Origin of the sequence: Citrobacter sp. Cpo065 (genome assembly GCF_030332805.1) — a bacterium.
GTDB lineage: Bacteria > Pseudomonadota > Gammaproteobacteria > Enterobacterales > Enterobacteriaceae > Citrobacter > Citrobacter portucalensis.
Window position 1 is genome coordinate 355975 of the sequence record NZ_JAOWHC010000019.1, and the last position, 23057, is coordinate 379031.

Consider the following 23057-nt stretch of genomic DNA (forward strand, 5'->3'; position numbering starts at 1 on the left):
AACGGAGAGAGAAACTATGTTTGAACCTATGGAACTTACCAATGACGCGGTGATTAAAGTCATCGGCGTCGGCGGCGGCGGCGGTAATGCCGTTGAACACATGGTGCGCGAGCGCATCGAAGGTGTTGAATTCTTCGCGGTGAATACCGACGCTCAGGCGTTGCGTAAAACGGCGGTTGGACAGACCATTCAGATTGGTAGCGGCATCACCAAAGGTCTGGGCGCGGGTGCAAACCCGGAAGTAGGCCGTAATGCGGCAGACGAAGATCGTGAAGCTCTGCGTGCAGCGCTTGACGGCGCAGACATGGTGTTTATCGCAGCTGGCATGGGCGGCGGTACCGGTACCGGTGCAGCGCCAGTGGTTGCTGAAGTAGCAAAAGATTTAGGTATTCTGACCGTTGCTGTCGTGACTAAGCCTTTCAACTTTGAAGGTAAGAAGCGTATGGCATTCGCGGAGCAGGGTATCACCGAGCTGTCCAAACATGTGGACTCTCTGATCACTATTCCGAATGACAAACTGCTGAAAGTGCTGGGTCGCGGTATCTCCCTGCTGGATGCGTTTGGCGCAGCGAACGATGTGCTGAAAGGCGCAGTCCAGGGTATCGCTGAACTGATTACTCGTCCGGGCCTGATGAACGTCGACTTTGCAGACGTGCGCACCGTGATGTCCGAAATGGGCTACGCGATGATGGGTTCAGGCGTGGCAAGCGGTGAAGACCGTGCAGAAGAAGCGGCTGAAATGGCTATCTCTTCTCCGCTGCTGGAAGACATCGATCTGTCTGGTGCGCGCGGCGTGCTGGTCAACATTACTGCGGGCTTCGACCTGCGTCTGGATGAGTTCGAAACCGTCGGTAACACGATTCGTGCCTTTGCATCGGATAATGCGACCGTGGTAATCGGTACCTCCCTGGACCCGGATATGAACGACGAACTGCGCGTGACCGTTGTTGCAACTGGAATTGGTATGGACAAACGTCCTGAAATCACTCTGGTGACCAACAAGCAGGTACAGCAGCCGGTAATGGATCGTTACCAGCAGCACGGCATGGCGCCGTTGACGCAAGAGCAGAAACCGGTAGCGAAAGTGGTTAACGACAATACGCCGCAAACCACCAAAGAGCCGGATTATCTGGATATCCCAGCATTCCTGCGTAAGCAAGCTGATTAAGAATTAGCTGGAATTTGGGAATTGTGGCTCTTTGTGCTAAACTGGCCCACCGAATGTATAGTACACTTCGGTTGGATAGGTAATTTGGCGAGATTATACGATGATCAAACAAAGGACTCTTAAACGTATCGTTCAGGCGACTGGCGTCGGTTTGCATACCGGCAAAAAAGTCACCCTGACATTACGCCCTGCGCCGGCCAACACCGGGGTCATCTATCGTCGCACCGACTTGAATCCTCCGGTAGATTTCCCGGCCGATGCCAAATCTGTGCGTGATACCATGCTCTGTACGTGTCTGGTCAATGAGCATGATGTACGGATTTCAACCGTAGAGCACCTTAATGCTGCTCTGGCGGGTTTAGGTATCGATAACATCGTTATTGAAGTTAACGCACCGGAAATCCCGATCATGGATGGCAGTGCCGCTCCGTTCGTTTATCTGCTGCTTGATGCAGGTATTGAAGAACTGAGCAGCGCCAAAAAATTTGTTCGCATCAAAGAGACCGTTCGTGTCGAAGATGGCGATAAGTGGGCTGAGTTTAAGCCGTATAATGGTTTTACGTTGGATTTCACCATCGACTTTAACCATCCGGCGATCGACTCCAGCACACAGCGCTACGCGATGAACTTCTCTGCGGATGCGTTCATGCGTCAGATCAGCCGTGCGCGTACTTTCGGCTTCATGCGTGATATCGAATATCTGCAGTCCCGCGGCCTGTGCCTGGGCGGCAGCTTCGATTGTGCCATCGTTGTTGACGATTATCGCGTATTGAACGAAGACGGCCTGCGTTTTGAAGATGAATTCGTTCGTCACAAAATGCTCGACGCGATCGGTGACTTGTTCATGTGTGGTCACAACATTATTGGTGCATTTACCGCGTATAAATCCGGTCATGCATTGAATAACAAACTGTTGCAGGCGGTCCTGGCAAAACAGGAAGCTTGGGAATATGTGACCTTCCAGGACGATGCAGAACTGCCGTTGGCGTTCAAAGCACCATCGACCGTACTGGCATAACGACATACGCTGTCGCATAAATTCGACTGGTTAATCTGGCACTCTCTCCGGCCAGGTGAGCCAGTCGTTTTTTTATCTTCCGAGTGCAAACCACCTTATCTGAAGCGACTTTTTCCCCACAGGTAGATTAAAATACCGTTCGATCGCTGCTTTCTTAAGCATATTTACCCGCGACTTGCTGTCATTACTGCTGTGGTGCGAACGCATTAATGGTAAGATTTGTGCGCAAAAAATGGTTTTGCATTTGTAACCCCAAACGCAGGGTATATCAGGTGGCAATAACGTGAGTGGAATACTGACGCGCTGGCGACAGTTAGGCAGACGGTACTTCTGGCCGCATCTCCTGTTGGGGATGGTCGCGGCTAGTTTTGGCCTGCCCGCGCTCGGTAATGCTGCTGAGCCTAATACCCCCGCGAAGGCGACCGCCAGCAATCACGATCAAGGCGCTAAAGTTAACTTTAGCCAGCTTGCTTTGCTGGAAGCGACTAATCGCCGCCCAAATTTTACCGTCGATTACTGGCATCAACATGCCATTCGTACGGTTATCCGCCATCTTTCTTTTGCCATGGCGCCTCAGGCGTTGCCCGTTGCTGAAGAGCCATTGCCAATCCAGGCGCATCATCTTGCGTTACTGAATACGCTCAGCGCGATGCTGACGCAAGAAGGCACTCCGCCCGCGACAGTAAGTCGCGTGACATACGCACACTTTACCTCTCAGGCCGCGTTTAGCGTTCCGGTCTGGATCAGCCAGCTGCAGGGTATCCGCGCTGGTCCTCAACGCCTCAGCTAAAAAAGAACCTTCCAACTTATAATTTTTGACTCCGCACCGCGGGGCGTTTGAGATTTTATTATGCTAATCAAATTATTAACGAAAGTATTCGGTAGCCGTAACGAGCGTACGCTGCGTCGTATGCGTAAAGTGGTCAATGTCATCAACGCGATGGAACCGGAGATGGAAAAGCTCTCCGATGATGAACTGAAAGCGAAGACCGCTGAATTCCGCGCCCGTCTGGAAAAAGGTGCCAGCGTTGAGAGCCTGATCCCGGAAGCGTTCGCCGTAGTGCGTGAAGCGAGTAAGCGTGTGTTCGGTATGCGTCACTTCGACGTTCAGCTGCTGGGCGGTATGGTGCTTAACGATCGCTGCATCGCGGAAATGCGTACTGGTGAAGGTAAAACCCTTACCGCGACGCTGCCAGCCTACCTGAACGCATTAAGCGGGAAGGGCGTACACGTGGTTACCGTGAACGACTATCTGGCTCAGCGTGATGCCGAAAATAACCGCCCGCTGTTTGAATTCCTCGGCATGACCGTTGGTATCAACATGTCTGGCCTGCCTGCGCCAGCCAAGCGTGAAGCCTACAACGCCGATATTACTTACGGTACCAACAACGAATACGGCTTTGACTACCTGCGTGACAACATGGCGTTTAGTCCGGAAGAGCGTGTTCAACGTAAACTGCACTATGCGCTGGTCGATGAAGTCGACTCCATCCTGATCGATGAAGCGCGTACGCCGCTGATCATTTCCGGCCCGGCTGAAGACAGCTCGGAAATGTACAAAAAAGTGAACAAAATCATCCCGCACCTGATCCGTCAGGAGAAGGAAGATTCCGACACGTTCCAGGGCGAAGGCCACTTCTCTGTTGATGAGAAAGCGCGCCAGGTTAACCTGACCGAGCGTGGTCTGGTACTGATTGAAGAGCTGCTGGTTAACGAAGGCATTATGGACGAGGGCGAGTCACTGTACTCTCCAGGCAACATTATGCTGATGCACCACGTGACTGCCGCACTGCGTGCGCACGTGCTGTTTACCCGCGACGTAGACTACATCGTGAAAGACGGCGAAGTTATCATCGTCGATGAACACACCGGTCGTACCATGCAGGGGCGTCGCTGGTCCGATGGTCTGCACCAGGCTGTTGAAGCTAAAGAAGGCGTAGAGATCCAGAACGAGAACCAGACGCTGGCATCTATTACCTTCCAGAACTACTTCCGTTTGTACGAAAAACTGGCCGGTATGACCGGTACAGCCGACACTGAAGCGTTTGAATTTAGCTCCATCTACAAACTGGATACCGTGGTTGTGCCGACCAACCGTCCGATGATCCGTAAGGATTTACCGGATCTGGTGTACATGACCGAAGCGGAAAAAATTCAGGCGATCATTGAAGATATTAAAGAGCGTACCGCAAATGGCCAGCCGGTACTGGTAGGTACTATCTCCATTGAAAAATCGGAAGTAGTGTCTAACGAGCTGAGCAAAGCGGGTATCAAACACAATGTTCTGAACGCCAAGTTCCACGCCAACGAAGCTGCAATCGTTGCCCAGGCGGGTTACCCGTCAGCCGTGACTATCGCGACGAACATGGCCGGTCGTGGTACCGATATCGTACTGGGCGGTAGCTGGCAGGCGGAAGTTGCCGAGCTGGAAAACCCAACTCCTGAACAAATCGCGCAGATTAAAGCCGATTGGCAGGTTCGCCATGACGCGGTATTAGCTGCCGGTGGCTTGCATATTATCGGTACCGAGCGTCACGAATCTCGCCGTATCGATAACCAGCTGCGTGGTCGTTCGGGTCGTCAGGGTGATGCGGGCTCTTCCCGTTTCTATCTGTCGATGGAAGATGCGCTGATGCGTATTTTTGCCTCTGACCGCGTGTCAGGCATGATGCGTAAACTGGGTATGAAGCCTGGCGAAGCCATTGAACACCCATGGGTGACCAAAGCAATTGCTAACGCGCAGCGTAAAGTGGAAAGCCGCAACTTCGATATTCGTAAGCAGCTGCTGGAATATGATGACGTTGCCAACGATCAGCGTCGTGCTATCTACACCCAGCGTAACGAACTGCTGGACGTAACTGACGTTAGCGAAACCATCAACAGCATCCGTGAAGATGTCTTCAAAGCAACTATTGATGCCTATATTCCGCCGCAGTCTCTGGAAGAAATGTGGGATATCCCGGGTCTGCAGGAACGTCTGAAAAACGACTTCGATCTTGAGATGCCGATTTCTGAGTGGCTGGATAAAGAGCCTGAGCTGCACGAAGAAACGCTGCGTGAACGTATCCTGGCAAACGCCATCGAAGTTTATCAGCGTAAAGAAGAAGTTGTGGGCGCGGAGATGATGCGTCACTTCGAAAAAGGCGTGATGCTGCAAACTCTCGACTCCCTGTGGAAAGAGCACCTTGCTGCGATGGACTATCTGCGCCAGGGTATCCACCTGCGTGGTTATGCGCAAAAAGATCCGAAGCAGGAATACAAGCGTGAATCCTTCTCTATGTTTGCGTCAATGCTGGAATCACTGAAATACGAAGTGATCAGCACCCTGAGCAAAGTTCAGGTGCGTATGCCTGAAGAAGTCGAAGCCATGGAGCAGCAGCGTCGTGAAGAAGCTGAGCGCTTAGCGCAGATGCAGCAGTTGAGTCATAAAGGCGACGATTCTGCCGCAGCAGAAGAGCTGGCAGCACAAACCGGCGATCGTAAAGTGGGTCGTAACGATCCGTGTCCTTGCGGCTCTGGCAAAAAATACAAACAGTGCCACGGCCGTCTGAGCTAAGAAAATAACTTACTGAAAAGGCGCAGAATTCTGCGCCTTTTTTATGGACGATAAAGATGAAAATACTGCAAATCGCCGTCGGGATTATTCGTAATCAGCAACATGAAATTTTTATCACCCAGCGTGCGGCTGATGCCCACATGGCCAATAAGCTGGAGTTTCCCGGCGGGAAAATTGAAGCGGGCGAAACGCCGGAGCAGGCGCTGATTCGCGAGCTACAGGAAGAAGTGGGGATCACACCGACTCAAAGCTCATTGTTCGAAAAGCTGGAGTATCAGTTTCCGGACAGGCATATCACTCTGTGGTTCTGGCTGGTTGAAAGCTGGGAAGGCGAGCCGTGGGGAAAAGAGGGGCAACCGGCGCAGTGGATTGCGCAAGATGCTCTGAATGCGCAGGATTTCCCGCCCGCGAATGCACCGGTCATTGAAAAGCTGATAGCTGACTAATGGTGCTGTAGTCCGGATAAGGCAACGCCGCATCCGGCAAATTATGGCGGGGGCGCTACGCTTGCCCGCCCTACGTTTTAGTTCGTAGGCCTGATAAGCGCAGCGCCATCAGGCAAAACAACATAAAATGTCGGATGCGGCGTGCCTTTTCCGACCCACCGTTTTAGCAGAATTACTTCTGCTCTTCACTCCAGTCGTCGCTTTCTGACAGATCACCAGAGCTTGGGATGCGTTTCTCTTCTGCGGCCCACTCTCCCAGATCGATTAACTGGCAGCGCTTGCTGCAGAATGGGCGAAACGGACTGACCTCAGCCCATACTACAGGCTTGCCGCAGGTTGGGCAGTTGACGATGGTTTGTTCAGACATGTTGACTCCTTAACAGCACGCCAGTTCAAAATCGAGGCGCTCAGGCACCTGACCATTCTCGCTATCCAGCGGCATAAAGCGGATGGCAAAACGGCTCTTATGACCAGAAATTTGCGGATAAAGCAGCGAATCAAGCGGCAACTGCAAGCGTAGCAGATCTGCATCTTCGCCGTTGTCCTGATAAAAACCATTCAGGCTGGTTTGCTTACGAAACGGCGCTGAGTTGCGAATTAAATCCAGTACCAGCGACAGCGCCTGATTGAGCGGATTCAGGCTGGCAAGCCAGGTTTCAACCTGCGCGTCACGATGCGACTGTGCCAGGTGTAACCAGATATGCAGAGTCGGCAGATCGAAACTGCAGCACCCGCCAGGAATACTTAAACGCTGACGTACGAGACCAATCAGACGATCTTCGCGCAGCGTCTGTCCAATACGCGGGGCAGAAATCAGAATGCTGCCTGCACTTTTTAGCTGCTGACGCAAAGAGTCTATTCTGCTTTGATCGACGCCGGGAACTTCGACCCAGGCCTGGAGTTTACGCTGCTGTCGCTCCAGTTCTTTGAGGAGTTCGGTACGGACTTCGCCGCGTTCAAATACATCCAGTAAATCTCCGATATTGCGGAAAAAATGCAGAGCGCCGGCATGGTCAGCAATGGGCAAATTAACGGAGAGCTGTTGGATTAAAAACTCAATGCGCAGCCATGTACGCATCTTCTCATTGAGAGGGTGTTCAAAAAGGACCTGGGTGTGCATTACGGTTTTTCCTGTGAGACAAACTGCGACGCGCATTGCAAATAGAGCGCGTGCAGGCGGGCGACATCCGAGGCGATGGCTTCCGGTGCGCCATTATTATCAATAACATCGTCTGCCACGGCCAGCCGCGCTTCACGCGTTGCCTGGGCAGCAAGAATTTGTTCAACATGCTCACGCGTGACGTCATCACGCTGCATGGTGCGTCTGAGCTGGGTTTCGGGGGTGACATCCACCACGAGTACGCGGTCGGCTTTTTTATACAGCGAATTTTCCACCAGCAAAGGGACAACCCATAGCAGATAAGGAGAGGTTGCTTGCTGAAACTGACGCTGGGTTTCCTGCTGAATAAGCGGATGAAGCAGAGCATTCAGCCAGCTTTTCTCCTCAGGATTGGAAAAAATGCGTTCGCGTAAAATGCGTCGCTGCAACGATCCGTCTGCGGCTATAACGTCGGAACCAAAATGTTCTTCGATCGCCTTAAGAGCAGGTGTGCCGGGTTCAACCACCTGGCGCGCAATAATATCTGCATCAATGACGTTTATTCCGAGGTCAGCGAACGCATTTGCAACGGTGCTTTTACCACTGCCAATGCCGCCGGTTAAGGCTACCGTATACCTCATAGATGCCGATCCTGGAGTTTAAGTTTGATTATCAAACAGTTAAAAGTTATGCGTGCGAAGGCGAGGCTGCTGCAGGATTAACCTACTATTCGCCAGGTAAATTTATGGGATTGTAGCGTAAAAAAAGAGAATTTCGCAGTCTTGCGCGGCATTGATTAGTGCGTATGATAGCGTCACTGGAGTTGTGAGTTTCGATTTTTCGCCATTAACCCCAGGAATCCGCACATGCGTATCGAAGAAGATCTGAAGTTAGGTTTCAAAGACGTTCTTATCCGCCCTAAGCGTTCTACTCTCAAAAGCCGTTCCGATGTTGAACTGGAACGTCAATTTACCTTTAAGCATTCAGGTCAGACCTGGTCCGGCGTACCTATTATTGCCGCGAACATGGACACTGTCGGGACGTTTGCCATGGCAACGGCACTGGCATCCTTCGACATCCTGACCGCCGTGCACAAACACTATTCTGTTGAAGACTGGGCCGCCTTCATCGCAGAGAGCTCTGCCGATGTGCTTAAACACGTAATGGTTTCAACCGGTACGTCTGATGCAGATTTCGAAAAAACTAAACAGATTCTGGCGCTCAACCCCGCGTTGAACTTTATCTGCATTGATGTGGCCAATGGCTACTCAGAGCATTTTGTTCAGTTCGTGTCAAAAGCGCGTGAAGCATGGCCGACAAAAACGATCTGTGCGGGCAATGTGGTCACCGGTGAAATGTGCGAAGAGCTGGTGCTCTCCGGTGCTGATATTGTCAAAGTTGGCATTGGCCCAGGTTCTGTATGTACCACGCGTGTAAAAACCGGCGTTGGCTATCCACAGCTTTCTGCGGTTATTGAATGCGCCGATGCAGCCCACGGTCTGGGGGGCATGATTGTCAGCGACGGCGGCTGCACAATGCCGGGTGACGTGGCAAAAGCGTTCGGTGGCGGCGCAGACTTCGTGATGCTCGGCGGCATGCTGGCTGGTCATGAAGAAAGTGGCGGCAAAATTGTTGAAGAGAACGGTGAGAAATTCATGCTGTTCTACGGTATGAGCTCTGAATCTGCCATGACGCGTCACGTAGGTGGTGTTGCACAGTACCGCGCTGCAGAAGGTAAAACCGTCAAGCTGCCACTGCGCGGCCCGGTTGATAATACCGCTCGCGATATCCTCGGCGGTTTGCGTTCTGCTTGTACCTATGTGGGCGCATCCCGTCTGAAAGAGCTGACCAAACGTACAACGTTTATTCGTGTACAGGAACAAGAAAACCGTGTTTTCAATAGCCTGTAATAACAGCTAGTTCTGTGAAATGCCTGATGGCGTTACGCCGTCATCAGGCATTTGAATCTATCCCACCCCGCTCATCGCATCTCCCAGATGGAAAATCGGTAAATACATCGCGACGACCAGCGTACCGATGATAAGCCCCGTAATGACCAGCAACGCAGGCTCAAGTAATGCAGCCAAATTCTCAGCCTGAGCCAGGGTTTTCTCGCCATGGTGATGAGCAAGATTGCGCAGCATTGCATCCAGCGAGCCGGAAGCTTCACCAGCTCTGACCAGCTGTATACACAATGGGCTGAATTCACCACTATTTTTAAGCGCTAACCAGATCGGTTTTCCAGAGCTGATGTCCTGCTGAACCAGTGCTAAACGTTGAGACCAGAAAGGGTTAGCCAGCGTTTCGGTAACGCTCTCAAGCCCCTGCAAAAAGGGAATGCCTGCATTTTGCGTTAACGCCAGAACAGTGAAGATCTGCGTGAGTTTTTGCCCTCTCACCATCGGCCCTATGACCGGGAGGCTGAGCAGCAATTTCTGGCGCAGAATGAGCCAGTACGGTTTCTGCTTTATCAAATGATGTGTGGCAACTGCTACCAGGCCAAGCGCTACCGCCAGCCATCCCCATTGGCTGCTACAGTGTGCGATGGTAATAATCCACTGAGTGAGCGCCGGTAGCGGGGTGTTGAACGTCTGGTAGATAGCGGCAAACTCAGGGAGTACAAACTGCAGCATCGCAAATACGACCATCACCGCCATTGTTATGATGATGATCGGATAGCGCAGGGATTTTTTAACTTTATCAGCAAGTTGCTGTTGTTTCTTTTGCTGGTAGGCGAGTTCAAAACAGCAGTCGTCCAGCTTACCCGTAAGTTCTCCGGTACGGATCATTGCCTGGTAAAGGGGCGGAAAAACGTGTTGCCATTGTGATAACGAGGCGGAGAGGGTAATGCCCTGTTTCATATCGTCAGCCAGCGTACGCAGTAGCGCCTGCCATTGACTGCTGGGATGCTGTTCAGCAAGCAGAGCTAGACCTGTTGAGAGCGTTAACCCTGCCTTTAGCAATGTCGCCAACTGGTGTATGGTTTCGGCACTTCTTGTACGGCTCCAGTGCGAGATTTTGACACGCATACGTTTAATGCGCAGCGGCGTAATCTGTTGTTCCTCAAGAGCCAGCATCAATGACGGTCGGGTATCGGCCCATACCGTTCCTTCCAGCGATTTACCTTCGTTGTTAATGCCTTGCCATCGCCAAAGCTGTTTAGCGGACATGAGGCATGCCCAGTACACGAATCAGCTCTTCAAATGTCGTTAACCCTTGCTTGACGGCCTGACAGCCATTCTCGAAAAGCGTTCTCATTCCTGATTGCTGAGCATCAGATTCCACTTCGTCTACTGATGTGCCACTGGCAATACTCTGACGTAATGCCGGAGTAACAGGGAGCACTTCAAACAATGCCGTACGGCCATAAAATCCGTGATAACAATGTTTGCAGCCAGGGGCCTGCCAATTCGGTAGTGGTGTAGGCCAGACAGTTTTCGGGAGCGTGATAGGCGTACTCTGACGTTGTCGGCAATGGGGGCACAACTTTCTGACCAACCGCTGTGCAATAACGAGCGTCAGCGCGGAGGCGATCATCCAGCGTGCGACACCCATTTGTTGCAGGCGCACCAGCGTTTCACTGGTGGAATTGGTATGCAGCGTAGAAAGAACCAGATGGCCGGTTTGCGCTGCTTTAAGGGCTATTTCGGCCGTTTCGCCATCGCGGATTTCACCCACCATGATAATGTCGGGATCCTGGCGCAGCAGAGCACGTAAGACTCCCTGAAAAGTCAAACCGGCGCGTGGGTGAATTTGCGTCTGGTTGAGGCCTGCGATCGGGATCTCTACCGGATCCTCCACGCTACAAAGATTCACATCCGGGGTGTTTCGGGTTTGCAGCGCACTGTACAGCGTGACCGTTTTGCCGCTTCCGGTAGGTCCGGTGACCAGAATCAACCCCTGAGGCTGCTGCAAGGCTTGCGAAAATGCGGCCAGCTGCGCGTCTTGCATTCCCAGCGCCGCGATCTCCAGTGACTGATCGACCTGATGAAGTAGCCGTAACACGACTTTTTCGCCGTAGCGACAGGGTAGGGTGGCGATGCGAAACGAGACCGGCTCTCCTGAAATCTCAACGGTAAATTGTCCGTCTTGTGGAAGCCGATGCTCGGCGATATCCAGGCTGCCTAATACTTTTAACCTTGCGGTGATGGCAATGCCCATCTCGGTCGTGACTTCCGGTAAAGCGTGAAGCACGCCATCTACGCGCAATCTGATTCGATAGTGATTTTCCTCGGGTTCAAAATGAATATCAGAAGCCCGTTGCGTCAGAGCGGAATGAAACGTCTGATTCAGCAAGTCTGCTGCGCTGGCGCTGCTTTTCGTGACTACTGCCGGGAGCATTTTCTGCGGTGTATGCGTGTGGCCTTCCATTTGCTGACGTGTCCAGCAGACAATGTCGATGCGTCGGGTGGTGGCAAAATGCAGCGCATCCAGCAGTTCGTGTGATGGGGCGTCTACGACGGCGATATGCACCACTTCATTGTCTGCATCCAGTAATATTGCCTGATAACGTTGGCATAGTGCCGTAAGTTGGGTGGTATTCATCTCTGTTCCTTAGTGGGTATCAAAGCGGAAAACGTCTTCACAGGCCTGCTGCAATGCGCTGTCGTTCTGGATGACGCAGTTTCGGTTCCAGCCGGTAATGCCGTTGGCATTGTCCCAACCTGGCGTCATGGTGATGCTTAGCCCGTTCAGGCTTTCCTGCCCACTAAGGCTGACAACTCCCTTTTCAACGCTCATGGCTGAGACGTAACGGGTAGTTGTTGGAGAGGGAATACCATTCGTTCCGGCATCGCAGGTATCTGTTCCGCCATGCTCCAGTGCACAGAGCTCAACCGCCGTGCGATAGGGGACAAAGGTTTGCAGCATGTCTGTCAGCGCGGCTTTGCGTAGATAGTTTTGATATGCCGGAATGCCGATGGCGCTAAGGATGGCAATAATGCCAATCACCACCATGAGTTCGATAAGCGTAAAGCCTCGTTGCTTGTTCATCGTTCGCTCCTTGAGTTTGCTGGCGCTACTTTGGCAAACCGAGGGGAGGACGGCGAGAGACAAAAAACAAAACGGGAAAGCGGGTTCAGAGGATTTTTACGAAATTACAGAGTCAGACAATGTATTTGCGAAGAGACTCGAAGAAACTGCCGGGTGGTGGTGTAAATGCCGTATTCGGCTTACGGAATAAACCTGTGTAGTAGGCCCGATAAGCGAAGCGTCATCGGGCAATACAATCAGCAATTAGCGAAATCGCATGGAGAGATCGAGTGCGCGAACATGTTTGGTCAGCGCGCCAACGGAGATAAAGTCCACACCGGTTTCGGCAAATTCGCGCAGCGTTTCATGGGTGACGTTGCCCGACACTTCCAGACGCGCCTGGCCGTTGGTGCGTTTTACCGCTTCGCGCATTTGGTCAGTTTCGAAGTTATCGAGCATGATGATATCGGCCCCGGCTTTCAGCGCGTCGTCCAGTTCATCCAGGCTTTCTACTTCGACTTCAACCGGCACATCCGGGTGCAACCAGAAGGCTTTTTCGACGGCCTGACGTACCGAGCCGGAAGCAATAATGTGGTTTTCTTTAATCAGGAAGGCGTCGGACAGCCCCAAACGATGATTCGCGCCGCCGCCGCACAATACGGCGTATTTTAGCGCGGTACGCAGTCCCGGCAGGGTTTTGCGCGTATCCAGCAGTTGGGTCTTGGTTCCCGCTAACAGGTCGACGTATTTACGCACTTCGCTCGCTACACCTGAAAGCGTCTGCACAAAATTCAGCGCAGTACGTTCACCGGTCAGTAAAACGCGGGAAGGGCCGTCCAGTTCAAACAGCGGCTGATTGGCCTTTATGCTGTCGCCATCTTCGACATGCCATGTGATGTTGACATCATCACCAGCCAGCTGAATAAAGACCTCTTCCACCCAACGTTTTCCACAAAAAACGCCATCTTCGCGGGTGATTACGGTGGCATGGGAGCGCATGTCTTCGGGTAAAAGCTGTGCGGTGATATCGTTATTGGCATCAACTTCTCCGCCTAAATCTTCACGCAGCGCCTGAGCTACAGCGGCAGGGATATCCAGATTTATGCGTTCCAACAGCGCGTCACGTCGGTAGTCAGGGTTATAGCGGCGAGGCGGCATGATAAAACTCCAAATTGCTAACGAATCATAAGGTGGAAACATGCTACCCTGAACCTGATATGAGCACCACCAATAAGGAGATTCTGCATGTTGTTAGACGAGGGCTGGCTGGCAGAGGCGCGACGCGTCCCCTCTCCGCATTACGATTGCCGCCCGGATGACGAAAACCCTTCTCTGCTGGTGGTGCATAATATCAGCCTGCCGCCCGGCGAGTTTGGCGGCCCGTGGATAGACGCGCTGTTTACGGGCACGATTGATCCCAACGCCCATCCTTATTTTGCCGGGATCGCCCATCTGCGTGTTTCGGCCCATTGTTTGATTCGCCGTGACGGTGAAATCGTGCAATATGTGCCTTTTGATAAACGCGCCTGGCATGCGGGTGTGTCGAGCTATCAAGGGCGAGAACGCTGTAATGATTTTTCAATTGGTATTGAGTTGGAAGGGACGGATACGCTGGCCTATACCGATGCGCAGTACCAGCAACTGGCTGCCGTGACGAATACTCTGATTACGCGTTATCCGGCCATTGCTAACAACATGACAGGACATTGCAATATTGCGCCCGAGCGTAAGACCGATCCCGGGCCGTCCTTTGACTGGGCAAGGTTCCGCGCCCTGGTCACCCCCTCGTCGCACAAGGAGATGACATGACGCTGTTTACAACATTATTGGTGTTGATTGTTGAACGCCTGTTTAAGCTGGGTGAGCACTGGCAGCTTGATCACCGGATTGAAGCTTTTTTCCGCCGGATTAAGCATTTTTCGATGATGCGTACGGTAGGCATGACTCTTATTGCGATGGGAGTGACATTTCTGCTACTGCGCGCACTTCATGGGCTGTTGTTTAATGTTCCGTTGCTGGTGGCGTGGATCTTAATTGGCTTGCTGTGCATCGGTGCTGGCAAGGCGCGCCTTCACTATCACGCTTACCTGAATGCGGCTGCTCGCGATGATGCTCACGCCCGTGATGCGATGGCCAGCGAGCTGACGCTTATCCATGGGGTTCCGCCGGACTGCGATGAGCGTGAATTCTTGCGCGAACTGCAGAACGCGCTGTTATGGAACAACTTCCGCTTTTATCTGGCGCCGTTATTTTGGCTGATTGTCGGTGGTCCGTGGGGACCTGTGACGCTGGTTGGTTATGCTTTTTTACGCGCCTGGCAGTCCTGGCTGGCGCGCTATCAGACACCGCACCAGCGTCTGCAATCAGGCATTGATGCGATCCTGCATGTTCTGGATTGGATCCCGGTGCGTCTGGCGGGCGTGGTCTATGCGCTGTTGGGACATGGTGAGAAAGCGCTGCCGGCCTGGTTTGCCTCGCTTGCGGATCTGCACACGTCGCAATATCAGGTGCTTACGCGTCTGGCGCAGTTCTCGCTGGCGCGTGAACCGCACACCGATAAAGTCGAAACGCCAAAAGCCGCCGTTTCGCTGGCGAAGAAAACCTCGTTTGTGGTGGTGGTGGTTATTGCGGTGCTCACCATTTATGGGGCATTAGTATAGCGTTGTACCGGATGGCGCTAATGCTTATCCGGCCTACAATGAAAAACGTGTAGGCCCGGTAAGCGTTAGCGCCACCGGGCAGTGCAACGGTTTAGTTCGTATCAGCAGGCGGCACGCCAAAATCTGGCATGCCGTTTTCGTCCCAACGCACGAGCTTCAGACGAGTGTGGCGGTTTGGGTCGTACAGCGGATCGCCCTCGATTTCGGTGTAGTTTCTCGCGTGATACACCAGTACATCTTCACCTTCCGGCGTTTGTGTAAAGCTGTTGTGTCCTGGCCCAAACTGGCGGTTTTCATAACTGGTGGTAAAGACCGGACGCGGTGATTTGTGCCAGTTCTGCGGTTTGAGCGGATCGGCGTTGAGGTCAATCCACAATAATCCCATACAGTAGTTCTCATCGGTGGCGCTGGCGGAATAGCTGATAAACAGCTTATCGCCATGAACCATGACGGCAGGACCTTCATTGACCCAAAAACCCCGGCATTCCCAGTCATACTCAGGATGACTTAGCATGACCGGCTCGCCTTTAATCGTCCATGGATTTTCCAGCTCAGCGAGATAGATATTGGAGTTTCCGGCGATATCGGGCGACTTCTGCGCCCAGAGGTACCACTGTTTTCCCTGATGGTTAAAGGTGGTGGCATCAAGCGCAAAGGTATCAAACTGCGTTTTAATCTGACCTTTCTCCGTCCACTGCCCGGTCAACGGATCGGCGTCGGCACATTCGAGCGCAAACATGCGATGCTGGAACATCCCCAGCTTGTCGAGCGACTGTGTGTGGGTGGCAGCAAAATAGATGTACCACTTGCCTGCCAGATGATGGATTTCGGGTGCCCAGATGAGTTGGCTCATGGGGCCGCTTTCTGGTTTGCGCCAGACGACAACCGGGGCGGCGGTGCGCAACCCCTCCAGCGAGTCGGCCCGGCGTATCTCCAGTCGGTCATATTCGGGTACTGAAGCAATGAAATAATAGTGGCTACCGTCACGTAAGATAAACGGATCGGCACGCTGTTCAATAAAGGGATTTGGCCACTGATTCATTAGGCTTTCCTTACGGTTTCAGTCGTTTTTATATCGTGGTATTCATTCAGTTCACGGTAGTTGGCGCGGCGCTTTTCTAAATCTGTCTGGATTTGCTGCATAAACTCGCGGTCAACTTTAAGCAGACGAACCACGCCTGCGGTAATCAGGTAGCCTACGCCCGGTATGATGGTAAACAGCAGCATAATACCGTTAATGGCAGAGTCGCTTTGCGCTTTCGCCCCAGCGTCGTAACCGTACCAGGAGAGCAGGAAGCCGACCATCGCTCCGGCAATCGCCAGGCCCAGTTTCAGGAAGAACAGGTTACCGGAGAAGCTGATTCCGGTGATGCGTTTACCGGTTTTCCACTCGCCATAGTCATCGACATCCGCCATCAGCGACCAGTGCAGCGGAGAAGGAATTTGGTGCAGGATGTTGAGCAGGAAGTAGAGCACCATAATCATCATGGTGGCTTTCGGATCGAAGAAGTAAAACGCGGCAGAGAAAATCGCCAGGATAATATTGGTCCAGAAGAAGACTTTCAGTTTGCACCAGCGATCGGTTAATACCTTCGCCAACATACTGCCGATCATCATGCCGACCACACCAAGACTGATAAACAGCGTTGCGAACTGCGTGCTTTGCTGCATAACCCATGTCACGTAGTACATGGTGGCAGCCATGCGAATAAAGCCCGGACAGACGTTGCACAGTGTTAACAGCAGAATTTTTACCCACTGATCGTTCTTCCACACGTCTTTCAGATCGGCTTTTAAATCGTCATTGGTCTGGACAGCAGGGCGTACGCGTTCACGGACCGTAGCGAAGCAAAACAGAAACATACACATGCCGATGAAAGCCAGAACCGCCATCGCCATCTGATACCCTTTGGCTTTGTCTTCCCCGCCGAACCAGTCGGCCATTGGCAGCAAGGTGAGGGACAGCAGCAGGGTTGCAATGCCTACCAACACAAAGCGATATGACTGGCAGGCGACGCGTTCCTTCGGATCGTTGGTGATGACGCTGCCGAGCGAGCAGTAGGGAATGTTGATCGCTGTATAAGTAATAGATAGCAGGAAGTAGGTAACGAACGCATAGATAACTTTGCTGTTATAGGTCCACTCTGGAGTGGTAAACATCAGTACGCTGAATAACGCGTACGGAAAAGCCATCCATAAAAGCCATGGACGAAATCGACCATATTTACTACGGGTGCGGTCGGCCATCGCGCCCATTATAGGGTCGGTAACGGCGTCGATAACGCGTACTGAGAGCAGTAATACGCCGACCAGTGCAGGTGCCAGACCAAAAATGTCGGTGTAAAAATAGTTAACAAACAACATGATGGCGCCAAAGATGATGTTGCATCCGGCGTCGCCCATTCCATAGCCGATCTTTTCTTTCACCGTGAGCTTACTGGTTTCCATCAACTGCACTCCATTAATGAGATATGGAGAGAATTATTGTCCGGCACCGGTGTTTTTGCGTTGCAGGATAACGCCGCTGATATGGACTAAACAGTCGTGAGTGGGAAAGTGTGAGACAGGTAACAACCCCCACCTGACGCAGGTGGGGGGAGGGGGGGATTAATGCGCTTTAACCGCGCCGGCCGTTTTCTGTTTACACAGGTAGCCGATGCCAAGAATGGCAATCCATACAGGGATTAAGTACACCGAGATCGCCATGCCCGGCGTCATCAGCATAATCACCAGTACTGCAGCCATGAAAATCAGGCACACCCAGTTACCCAGCGGATAGAGCAGCGCCGGGAAGCGGGTGGTAACACCCTGCTGCTGTTTGGCTTTGCGGAACTTCATGTGTGCCAGGCTAATCATTGCCCAGTTGATCACCAGTGCGGAAACCACCAGCGCCATCAGCAGGCCAAAGGCGGATTCCGGTGCCAGGTAGTTGATCAGCACACACAGAGCCGTCACCAGTGCGGAAACCAGAATGGTGTTCACCGGTACACCGCGTTTGTCGACGTTCATCAGCGCTTTCGGCGCATTGCCCTGCTGTGCCAGACCGAACAGCATACGGCTGTTGCAGTATACGCAGCTGTTATAGACAGAAAGGGCGGCAGTCAGCACTACGATGTTCAGGGCATTAGCAACAAAGGTGTCGCCCAGCTCGTGGAAAATAAGGACAAACGGGCTGGTATCCGCCGTGACACGCGTCCACGGCATCAGGGAAAGCAGAACCGCCAGCGAACCCACATAGAAAATCAGGATACGGTAGATAACCTGGTTAGTCGCTTTGGGAATGCTTTGCTCCGGGTTATCCGCTTCTGCTGCGGTGATCCCGACCAGCTCCAGCCCACCGAAAGAGAACATGATAATAGCCATCATCATCACCAGACCGGTGAAGCCATGCGGCAGGAAGCCTCCCTGGTCCCACAGGTTGCTGACGCTGGCCTGCGGGCCGCCGTTACCGCTAAACAGTAACCAGCCGCCGAACAGGATCATCGCTACGACGGCAATGACTTTAATAATGGCGAACCAGAACTCCATCTCACCAAACACTTTCACGTTGGTCAGGTTGATGGCGTTGATCAGCACAAAGAAGGCAGCCGCAGACACCCATGTTGGGATCTCCGGGTACCAGAACTGGATGTATTTACCCACGGCAGTTAGCTCAGCCATGGCAACCAGCACGTACAGCACCCAATAGTTCCAGCCGGAAGAGAACCCCGCGAAACCGCCCCAGTATTTATAAGCAAAGTGACTAAATGAGCCTGCAACGGGCTCTTCAACCACCATTTCACCTAACTGACGCATAATCAAAAAGGCGATAAAGCCGGCAATAGCGTAACCCAGAATAATACCCGGTCCTGCAGACTGGATAACGGATGCGCTACCGAGGAATAACCCGGTACCAATCGCGCCACCCAGTGCGATTAGCTGTATATGGCGGTTCTTAAGGCCGCGCTTGAGCTGATCGCCATGCTGTTGACTTTCCATCATGAAACCTCGTGTGTGGTTTTACTCTTCATATTTCGAGTGCTTATTTTTTGAACTACGCAGCAATGCGTGTGTAAGTTTGCAATTCCGTTTGTTGTATTAATTTGTTTACAGATGCTTTTGATAAAATGTTGCCTTAATACTTTTGTCTTGATCAGAATAATGATATGCGAGCGCGAATGCACCTGCTTTATGCGGGGAAGATGACGAGTTGAATAAAAAGAAACCATTTGTAAATGCGAGTTTATCTACCACAAAATTTCCATTTTGAATTTCTATTCATTAATAGTGGTTGATATATCGATAAATAAGCAGGTGAATCGGTTCAGATGAGATAATTTTTCGTTTCAATTCCGTTAAAACTACCCCGAGGTGGGTAAATTTAACATTTGTGCATAGTTACATGTTTGAAACGTTATTTCTGTAATGTTGTTAAAATATGCCTCCTTTACTGATTTCAATCAAAACCTGTATGGACAGAAGGTGAATACTTTGTTACTTTAGCGTCAAGAACATGAAATTGGTAAGACCAATTGACTCCGGGCAAATGGCTTAAGACAGGAAATCATGGCCTACAGCAAAATCCGCCAACCAAAACTCTCCGATGTGATTGAGCAGCAGCTGGAGTTTTTAATTCTTGAGGGGACACTTCGCCCCGGAGAAAAACTCCCACCGGAACGCGAGCTGGCAAAACAGTTCGACGTCTCCCGCCCCTCCTTACGCGAGGCGATCCAACGCCTTGAAGCGAAGGGCTTACTGCTTCGTCGTCAGGGCGGTGGCACTTTTGTTCAGAGCAGCCTGTGGCAGAGCTTTAGCGACCCACTGGTAGAGCTGCTCTCCGACCATCCTGAATCCCAGTTTGACCTGCTTGAGACGCGCCATGCGCTGGAAGGTATTGCGGCTTATTACGCTGCACTGCGCAGCACGGATGAAGACAAAACGCGTATCCGTGAACTCCACCATGCGATCGAGCTTGCTCAACAGTCCGGCGATCTTGACGGCGAATCTGATGCGGTACTCCAGTATCAAATTGCTGTCACCGAAGCGGCACACAATGTGGTGCTGCTCCATTTGCTAAGGTGTATGGAGCCGATGCTGGCCCAGAACGTTCGGCAAAACTTCGAATTGCTGTATGCGCGTCGTGAAATGCTGCCACTGGTTAGCAGTCACCGTACCCGTATTTTTGAAGCAATTATTGCCGGGAAGCCGGAAGAGGCGCGTGAAGCGTCCCACCGTCACCTGGCGTTTATCGAAGAGATCCTGCTGGACAGAAGCCGTGAGGAAAGCCGTCGTGAACGCGCCTTACGCCGTCTGGAGCAACGAAAGAATTAGTGATTTTTCTGGTAGAACGTTAACCAGAAGATGTTGTAAATCAAGCGCCATATAAAGTGCGCGGCAACTAAACGCAGAACCTGTCTTATTACGCTCTCTGGCGAGAACGTAATGGGACAGGTTCCAGATAACTCAACGTATTAGATAGATAAGGAATACCCCCATGTCAGAACGTTTCCCAAATGACGTGGATCCGATCGAAACTCGCGACTGGCTACAGGCGATCGAATCGGTCATCCGTGAAGAAGGTGTTGAGCGTGCTCAGTATCTGATCGACCAACTGCTTTCAGAAGCTCGCAAAGGCGGCGTGAAAGTAGCGGCAGGTGCAGGGGCCAGCAATTATGTAAACACTATTGCCGTTGAAGATGAACCGGAATACCCGGGCAATCTGGAGCTGGAACGTCGTATTCGTTCTGCTATCCGCTGGAACGCCATTATGACCGTACTGCGCGCGTCTAAAAAGGACCTCGAGCTGGGTGGCCACATGGCATCCTTCCAGTCCTCCGCAACGGTATATGATGTTTGCTTCAACCACTTCTTCCGCGCACGCAACGAGCAAGATGGCGGCGATCTGGTGTACTTCCAGGGTCACATCTCTCCGGGCATCTACGCACGCGCATTCCTGGAAGGTCGTCTGACTGAAGAGCAGATGAACAACTTCCGTCAGGAAGTACATGGCAAAGGCCTGTCTTCCTACCCGCACCCGAAACTGATGCCAGAATTCTGGCAGTTCCCGACCGTATCTATGGGTCTGGGCCCAATCGGTGCTATCTACCAGGCTAAATTCCTGAAATATCTGGAACACCGTGGCCTGAAAGATACCTCTAAACAGACCGTTTACGCCTTCCTGGGCGACGGCGAGATGGATGAGCCAGAATCTAAAGGTGCGATCACCATCGCAACCCGTGAAAAACTGGACAACCTGGTCTTTGTTATCAACTGTAACCTGCAGCGTCTTGACGGCCCGGTAACTGGTAACGGCAAGATTGTTAACGAACTGGAAGGCATCTTCGCGGGCGCTGGCTGGAACGTTATCAAAGTCATGTGGGGCGGTCGTTGGGATGAGCTGCTGCGTAAAGACACCAGCGGTAAACTGATCCAGCTGATGAACGAAACCGTTGACGGCGACTACCAGACCTTCAAATCCAAAGATGGCGCATACGTACGTGAGCACTTCTTCGGTAAATACCCGGAAACCGCAGCACTGGTTGCTGACTGGACTGACGAGCAGATTTGGGCTCTGAACCGTGGTGGTCACGATCCGAAGAAAGTCTACGCTGCACTGAAAAAAGCGCAGGAAACCAAAGGCAGAGCAACTGTAATCCTAGCCCATACCATCAAAGGTTACGGCATGGGTGACACTGCTGAAGGTAAAAACATCGCTCACCAGGTTAAGAAAATGAACATGGACGGCGTGCGTTATATCCGCGACCGTTTCAACGTTCCTGTGACCGATGAGCAGGTTGAAAACCTGTCTTACATCACCTTCCCGGAAGGTTCTGAAGAGCACACTTATCTGCACGCTCAGCGTCAGAAACTGCATGGCTACCTGCCAGCTCGTCAGCCGAACTTCACCGAGAAGCTGGAACTGCCAGCTCTGGAAGACTTCGGTGCGCTGCTGGAAGAGCAGAACAAAGAAATCTCCACCACTATCGCTTTCGTTCGTGCCCTGAACGTGATGCTGAAGAACAAGTCGATCAAAGATCGTCTGGTTCCGATCATCGCTGACGAAGCGCGTACTTTCGGTATGGAAGGTCTGTTCCGTCAGATTGGTATCTACAGCCCGAACGGTCAGCAGTACACCCCGCAGGACCGTGAGCAGGTTGCTTACTATAAAGAAGATGAGAAAGGTCAGATCCTGCAGGAAGGTATCAACGAACTGGGTGCAGGCGCATCCTGGCTGGCTGCTGCGACTTCTTACAGCACCAACGATCTGCCGATGATCCCGTTCTACATCTACTACTCCATGTTCGGGTTCCAGCGTATTGGTGACCTGTGCTGGCAGGCAGGCGACCAACAGGCTCGTGGCTTCCTGATTGGTGGTACTTCTGGTCGTACGACGCTGAACGGTGAAGGTCTGCAGCACGAAGATGGTCACAGCCATATTCAGTCTCTGACTATCCCGAACTGTATCTCTTACGATCCGTCTTACGCGTACGAAGTTGCGGTCATCATGCACGATGGTCTGGAGCGTATGTACGGTGAGAAACAAGAGAACGTTTACTACTACATCACCACGCTGAACGAAAACTACCACATGCCGGCAATGCCAGCAGGTGCCGAGGAAGGTATCCGTAAAGGTATCTACAAACTCGAAACCCTCGAAGGTAAGAAAGGTAAAGTTCAGCTGCTGGGCTCCGGTTCTATCCTGCGTCACGTGCGTGAAGCAGCACAGATCCTGGCGAACGACTACGGTGTAGGTTCTGACGTTTACAGCGTAACCTCCTTCACTGAACTGGCGCGTGATGGCCAGGATTGTGAGCGCTGGAATATGCTGCACCCGCTGGAAACTCCGCGCGTTCCGTACATCGCTCAGGTGATGAACGACGCTCCGGCAGTGGCATCTACTGACTATATGAAACTGTTTGCCGAACAGGTTCGTACTTATGTACCAGCTGATGATTATCGCGTACTGGGTACTGACGGTTTCGGTCGCTCTGACAGCCGTGAAAACCTGCGTCACCACTTCGAAGTTGATGCTTCCTACGTGGTTGTAGCGGCCCTGGGCGAACTGGCTAAACGTGGCGAAATCGATAAGAAAGTGGTTGCTGACGCAATCATCAAATTCAACATCGATGCAGATAAAGTTAACCCGCGTCTGGCGTAAGA

The 23057-nt window shown here is 52.2% G+C and carries 20 protein-coding genes; 10 read left to right on the top strand and 10 right to left on the bottom strand.

The window, feature by feature from the left end; translation table 11 throughout:
* The first annotated feature begins 16 nt into the window (after positions 1-16).
* The 5 genes from ftsZ (at position 17) to mutT (ending at position 6188) form a co-directional block, all read left to right on the top strand.
* Complete coding sequence (gene ftsZ, locus OGY68_RS02335) at positions 17-1168, top strand: cell division protein FtsZ (RefSeq protein WP_003018753.1); 1152 nt, start codon at positions 17-19, stop codon at positions 1166-1168.
* A 100-nt stretch (positions 1169-1268) separates the two neighbouring features.
* Positions 1269-2186 carry a UDP-3-O-acyl-N-acetylglucosamine deacetylase gene (gene lpxC, locus OGY68_RS02340; RefSeq protein WP_006686706.1) on the top strand — a complete coding sequence of 306 codons (918 nt, stop codon included), beginning with the start codon at positions 1269-1271 and terminating at the stop codon, positions 2184-2186.
* Positions 2187-2469: 283 nt separating this feature from the next.
* The gene (gene secM, locus OGY68_RS02345; RefSeq protein ID WP_003829520.1) at positions 2470-2976 is read left to right on the top strand and encodes a secA translation cis-regulator SecM; all 507 of its coding nucleotides are present in this window, start codon (positions 2470-2472) and stop codon (positions 2974-2976) included.
* Between the two features lie 60 nt (positions 2977-3036).
* Positions 3037-5742 carry a preprotein translocase subunit SecA gene (gene secA, locus OGY68_RS02350; RefSeq protein ID WP_008786199.1) on the top strand — a complete coding sequence of 902 codons (2706 nt, stop codon included), beginning with the start codon at positions 3037-3039 and terminating at the stop codon, positions 5740-5742.
* Between the two features lie 56 nt (positions 5743-5798).
* Positions 5799-6188, top strand: coding sequence for an 8-oxo-dGTP diphosphatase MutT (mutT, locus tag OGY68_RS02355; RefSeq protein WP_057067412.1), 390 nt, complete (start codon positions 5799-5801; stop codon positions 6186-6188).
* 172 nt (positions 6189-6360) lie between these two features.
* On the opposite strand, the gene yacG is transcribed toward mutT, so the two are convergent.
* The 3 genes from yacG to coaE are packed head-to-tail and all read right to left on the bottom strand — an operon-like array spanning position 6361 to position 7928.
* Entirely contained in the window at positions 6361-6555 is a 195-nt protein-coding gene (gene yacG, locus OGY68_RS02360; RefSeq protein ID WP_003018740.1) for a DNA gyrase inhibitor YacG, read from the bottom strand.
* A 9-nt stretch (positions 6556-6564) separates the two neighbouring features.
* The gene (zapD, locus tag OGY68_RS02365) at positions 6565-7308 is read right to left on the bottom strand and encodes a cell division protein ZapD (RefSeq protein WP_003829513.1); all 744 of its coding nucleotides are present in this window, start codon (positions 7306-7308) and stop codon (positions 6565-6567) included.
* On the bottom strand, positions 7308-7928 hold the full coding sequence (gene coaE, locus OGY68_RS02370) for a dephospho-CoA kinase (RefSeq protein WP_003829511.1): 621 nt from the start codon (positions 7926-7928) through the stop codon (positions 7308-7310). The genes zapD and coaE overlap by 1 nt, the downstream gene beginning before the upstream one ends.
* A 225-nt stretch (positions 7929-8153) precedes the next feature.
* On the opposite strand from coaE, the gene OGY68_RS02375 reads away from it, so the two are divergent.
* Positions 8154-9197, top strand: a complete 1044-nt coding sequence (locus tag OGY68_RS02375) for a GMP reductase (protein WP_003829510.1) — start codon at positions 8154-8156, stop codon at positions 9195-9197.
* A 57-nt stretch (positions 9198-9254) separates the two neighbouring features.
* On the opposite strand, the gene hofC is transcribed toward OGY68_RS02375, so the two are convergent.
* The 4 genes from hofC to nadC all read right to left on the bottom strand — a co-directional run bounded on the left by hofC (position 9255) and on the right by nadC (position 13416).
* Positions 9255-10457, bottom strand: coding sequence for a protein transport protein HofC (hofC, locus tag OGY68_RS02380; protein WP_057067413.1), 1203 nt, complete (start codon positions 10455-10457; stop codon positions 9255-9257).
* Entirely contained in the window at positions 10447-11832 is a 1386-nt protein-coding gene (gspE, locus tag OGY68_RS02385) for a type II secretion system protein GspE (RefSeq protein ID WP_057067414.1), read from the bottom strand. The genes hofC and gspE overlap by 11 nt, the downstream gene beginning before the upstream one ends.
* A gap of 9 nt (positions 11833-11841) precedes the next feature.
* On the bottom strand, positions 11842-12279 hold the full coding sequence (gene ppdD, locus OGY68_RS02390; RefSeq protein ID WP_003829506.1) for a prepilin peptidase-dependent pilin: 438 nt from the start codon (positions 12277-12279) through the stop codon (positions 11842-11844).
* Between the two features lie 243 nt (positions 12280-12522).
* The gene (gene nadC / locus OGY68_RS02395; RefSeq protein ID WP_003837454.1) at positions 12523-13416 is read right to left on the bottom strand and encodes a carboxylating nicotinate-nucleotide diphosphorylase; all 894 of its coding nucleotides are present in this window, start codon (positions 13414-13416) and stop codon (positions 12523-12525) included.
* A gap of 87 nt (positions 13417-13503) precedes the next feature.
* Here nadC and ampD point away from each other — a divergent pair, with 87 nt between their 5' ends.
* On the top strand, positions 13504-14067 hold the full coding sequence (ampD, locus tag OGY68_RS02400; RefSeq protein WP_008786207.1) for a 1,6-anhydro-N-acetylmuramyl-L-alanine amidase AmpD: 564 nt from the start codon (positions 13504-13506) through the stop codon (positions 14065-14067).
* Positions 14064-14918 carry a beta-lactamase regulator AmpE gene (gene ampE, locus OGY68_RS02405; protein ID WP_003829498.1) on the top strand — a complete coding sequence of 285 codons (855 nt, stop codon included), beginning with the start codon at positions 14064-14066 and terminating at the stop codon, positions 14916-14918. The genes ampD and ampE overlap by 4 nt, the downstream gene beginning before the upstream one ends.
* 91 nt (positions 14919-15009) lie before the next feature.
* Here the strand turns inward: ampE and OGY68_RS02410 are convergent, their stop codons facing one another.
* The 3 genes from OGY68_RS02410 to aroP all read right to left on the bottom strand — a co-directional run bounded on the left by OGY68_RS02410 (position 15010) and on the right by aroP (position 18899).
* The gene (locus OGY68_RS02410) at positions 15010-15960 is read right to left on the bottom strand and encodes a glycoside hydrolase family 43 protein (RefSeq protein WP_008786208.1); all 951 of its coding nucleotides are present in this window, start codon (positions 15958-15960) and stop codon (positions 15010-15012) included.
* Positions 15960-17366, bottom strand: coding sequence for a glycoside-pentoside-hexuronide (GPH):cation symporter (locus OGY68_RS02415; protein WP_003829494.1), 1407 nt, complete (start codon positions 17364-17366; stop codon positions 15960-15962). Before OGY68_RS02415 ends, OGY68_RS02410 begins: the two co-directional genes overlap by 1 nt.
* A 159-nt stretch (positions 17367-17525) precedes the next feature.
* A complete protein-coding gene (gene aroP / locus OGY68_RS02420; protein WP_008786209.1) occupies positions 17526-18899 on the bottom strand; it encodes an aromatic amino acid transporter AroP in 1374 nt (457 codons plus the stop codon).
* A gap of 564 nt (positions 18900-19463) precedes the next feature.
* Between aroP and pdhR the strand changes: the two genes are divergently transcribed.
* Both pdhR and aceE read left to right on the top strand, forming a co-directional pair.
* Positions 19464-20228, top strand: a complete 765-nt coding sequence (gene pdhR, locus OGY68_RS02425; protein ID WP_003018699.1) for a pyruvate dehydrogenase complex transcriptional repressor PdhR — start codon at positions 19464-19466, stop codon at positions 20226-20228.
* A 163-nt stretch (positions 20229-20391) separates the two neighbouring features.
* Positions 20392-23055, top strand: a complete 2664-nt coding sequence (aceE, locus tag OGY68_RS02430) for a pyruvate dehydrogenase (acetyl-transferring), homodimeric type (RefSeq protein ID WP_048236129.1) — start codon at positions 20392-20394, stop codon at positions 23053-23055.
* The last annotated feature ends 2 nt before the right edge of the window (positions 23056-23057 follow it).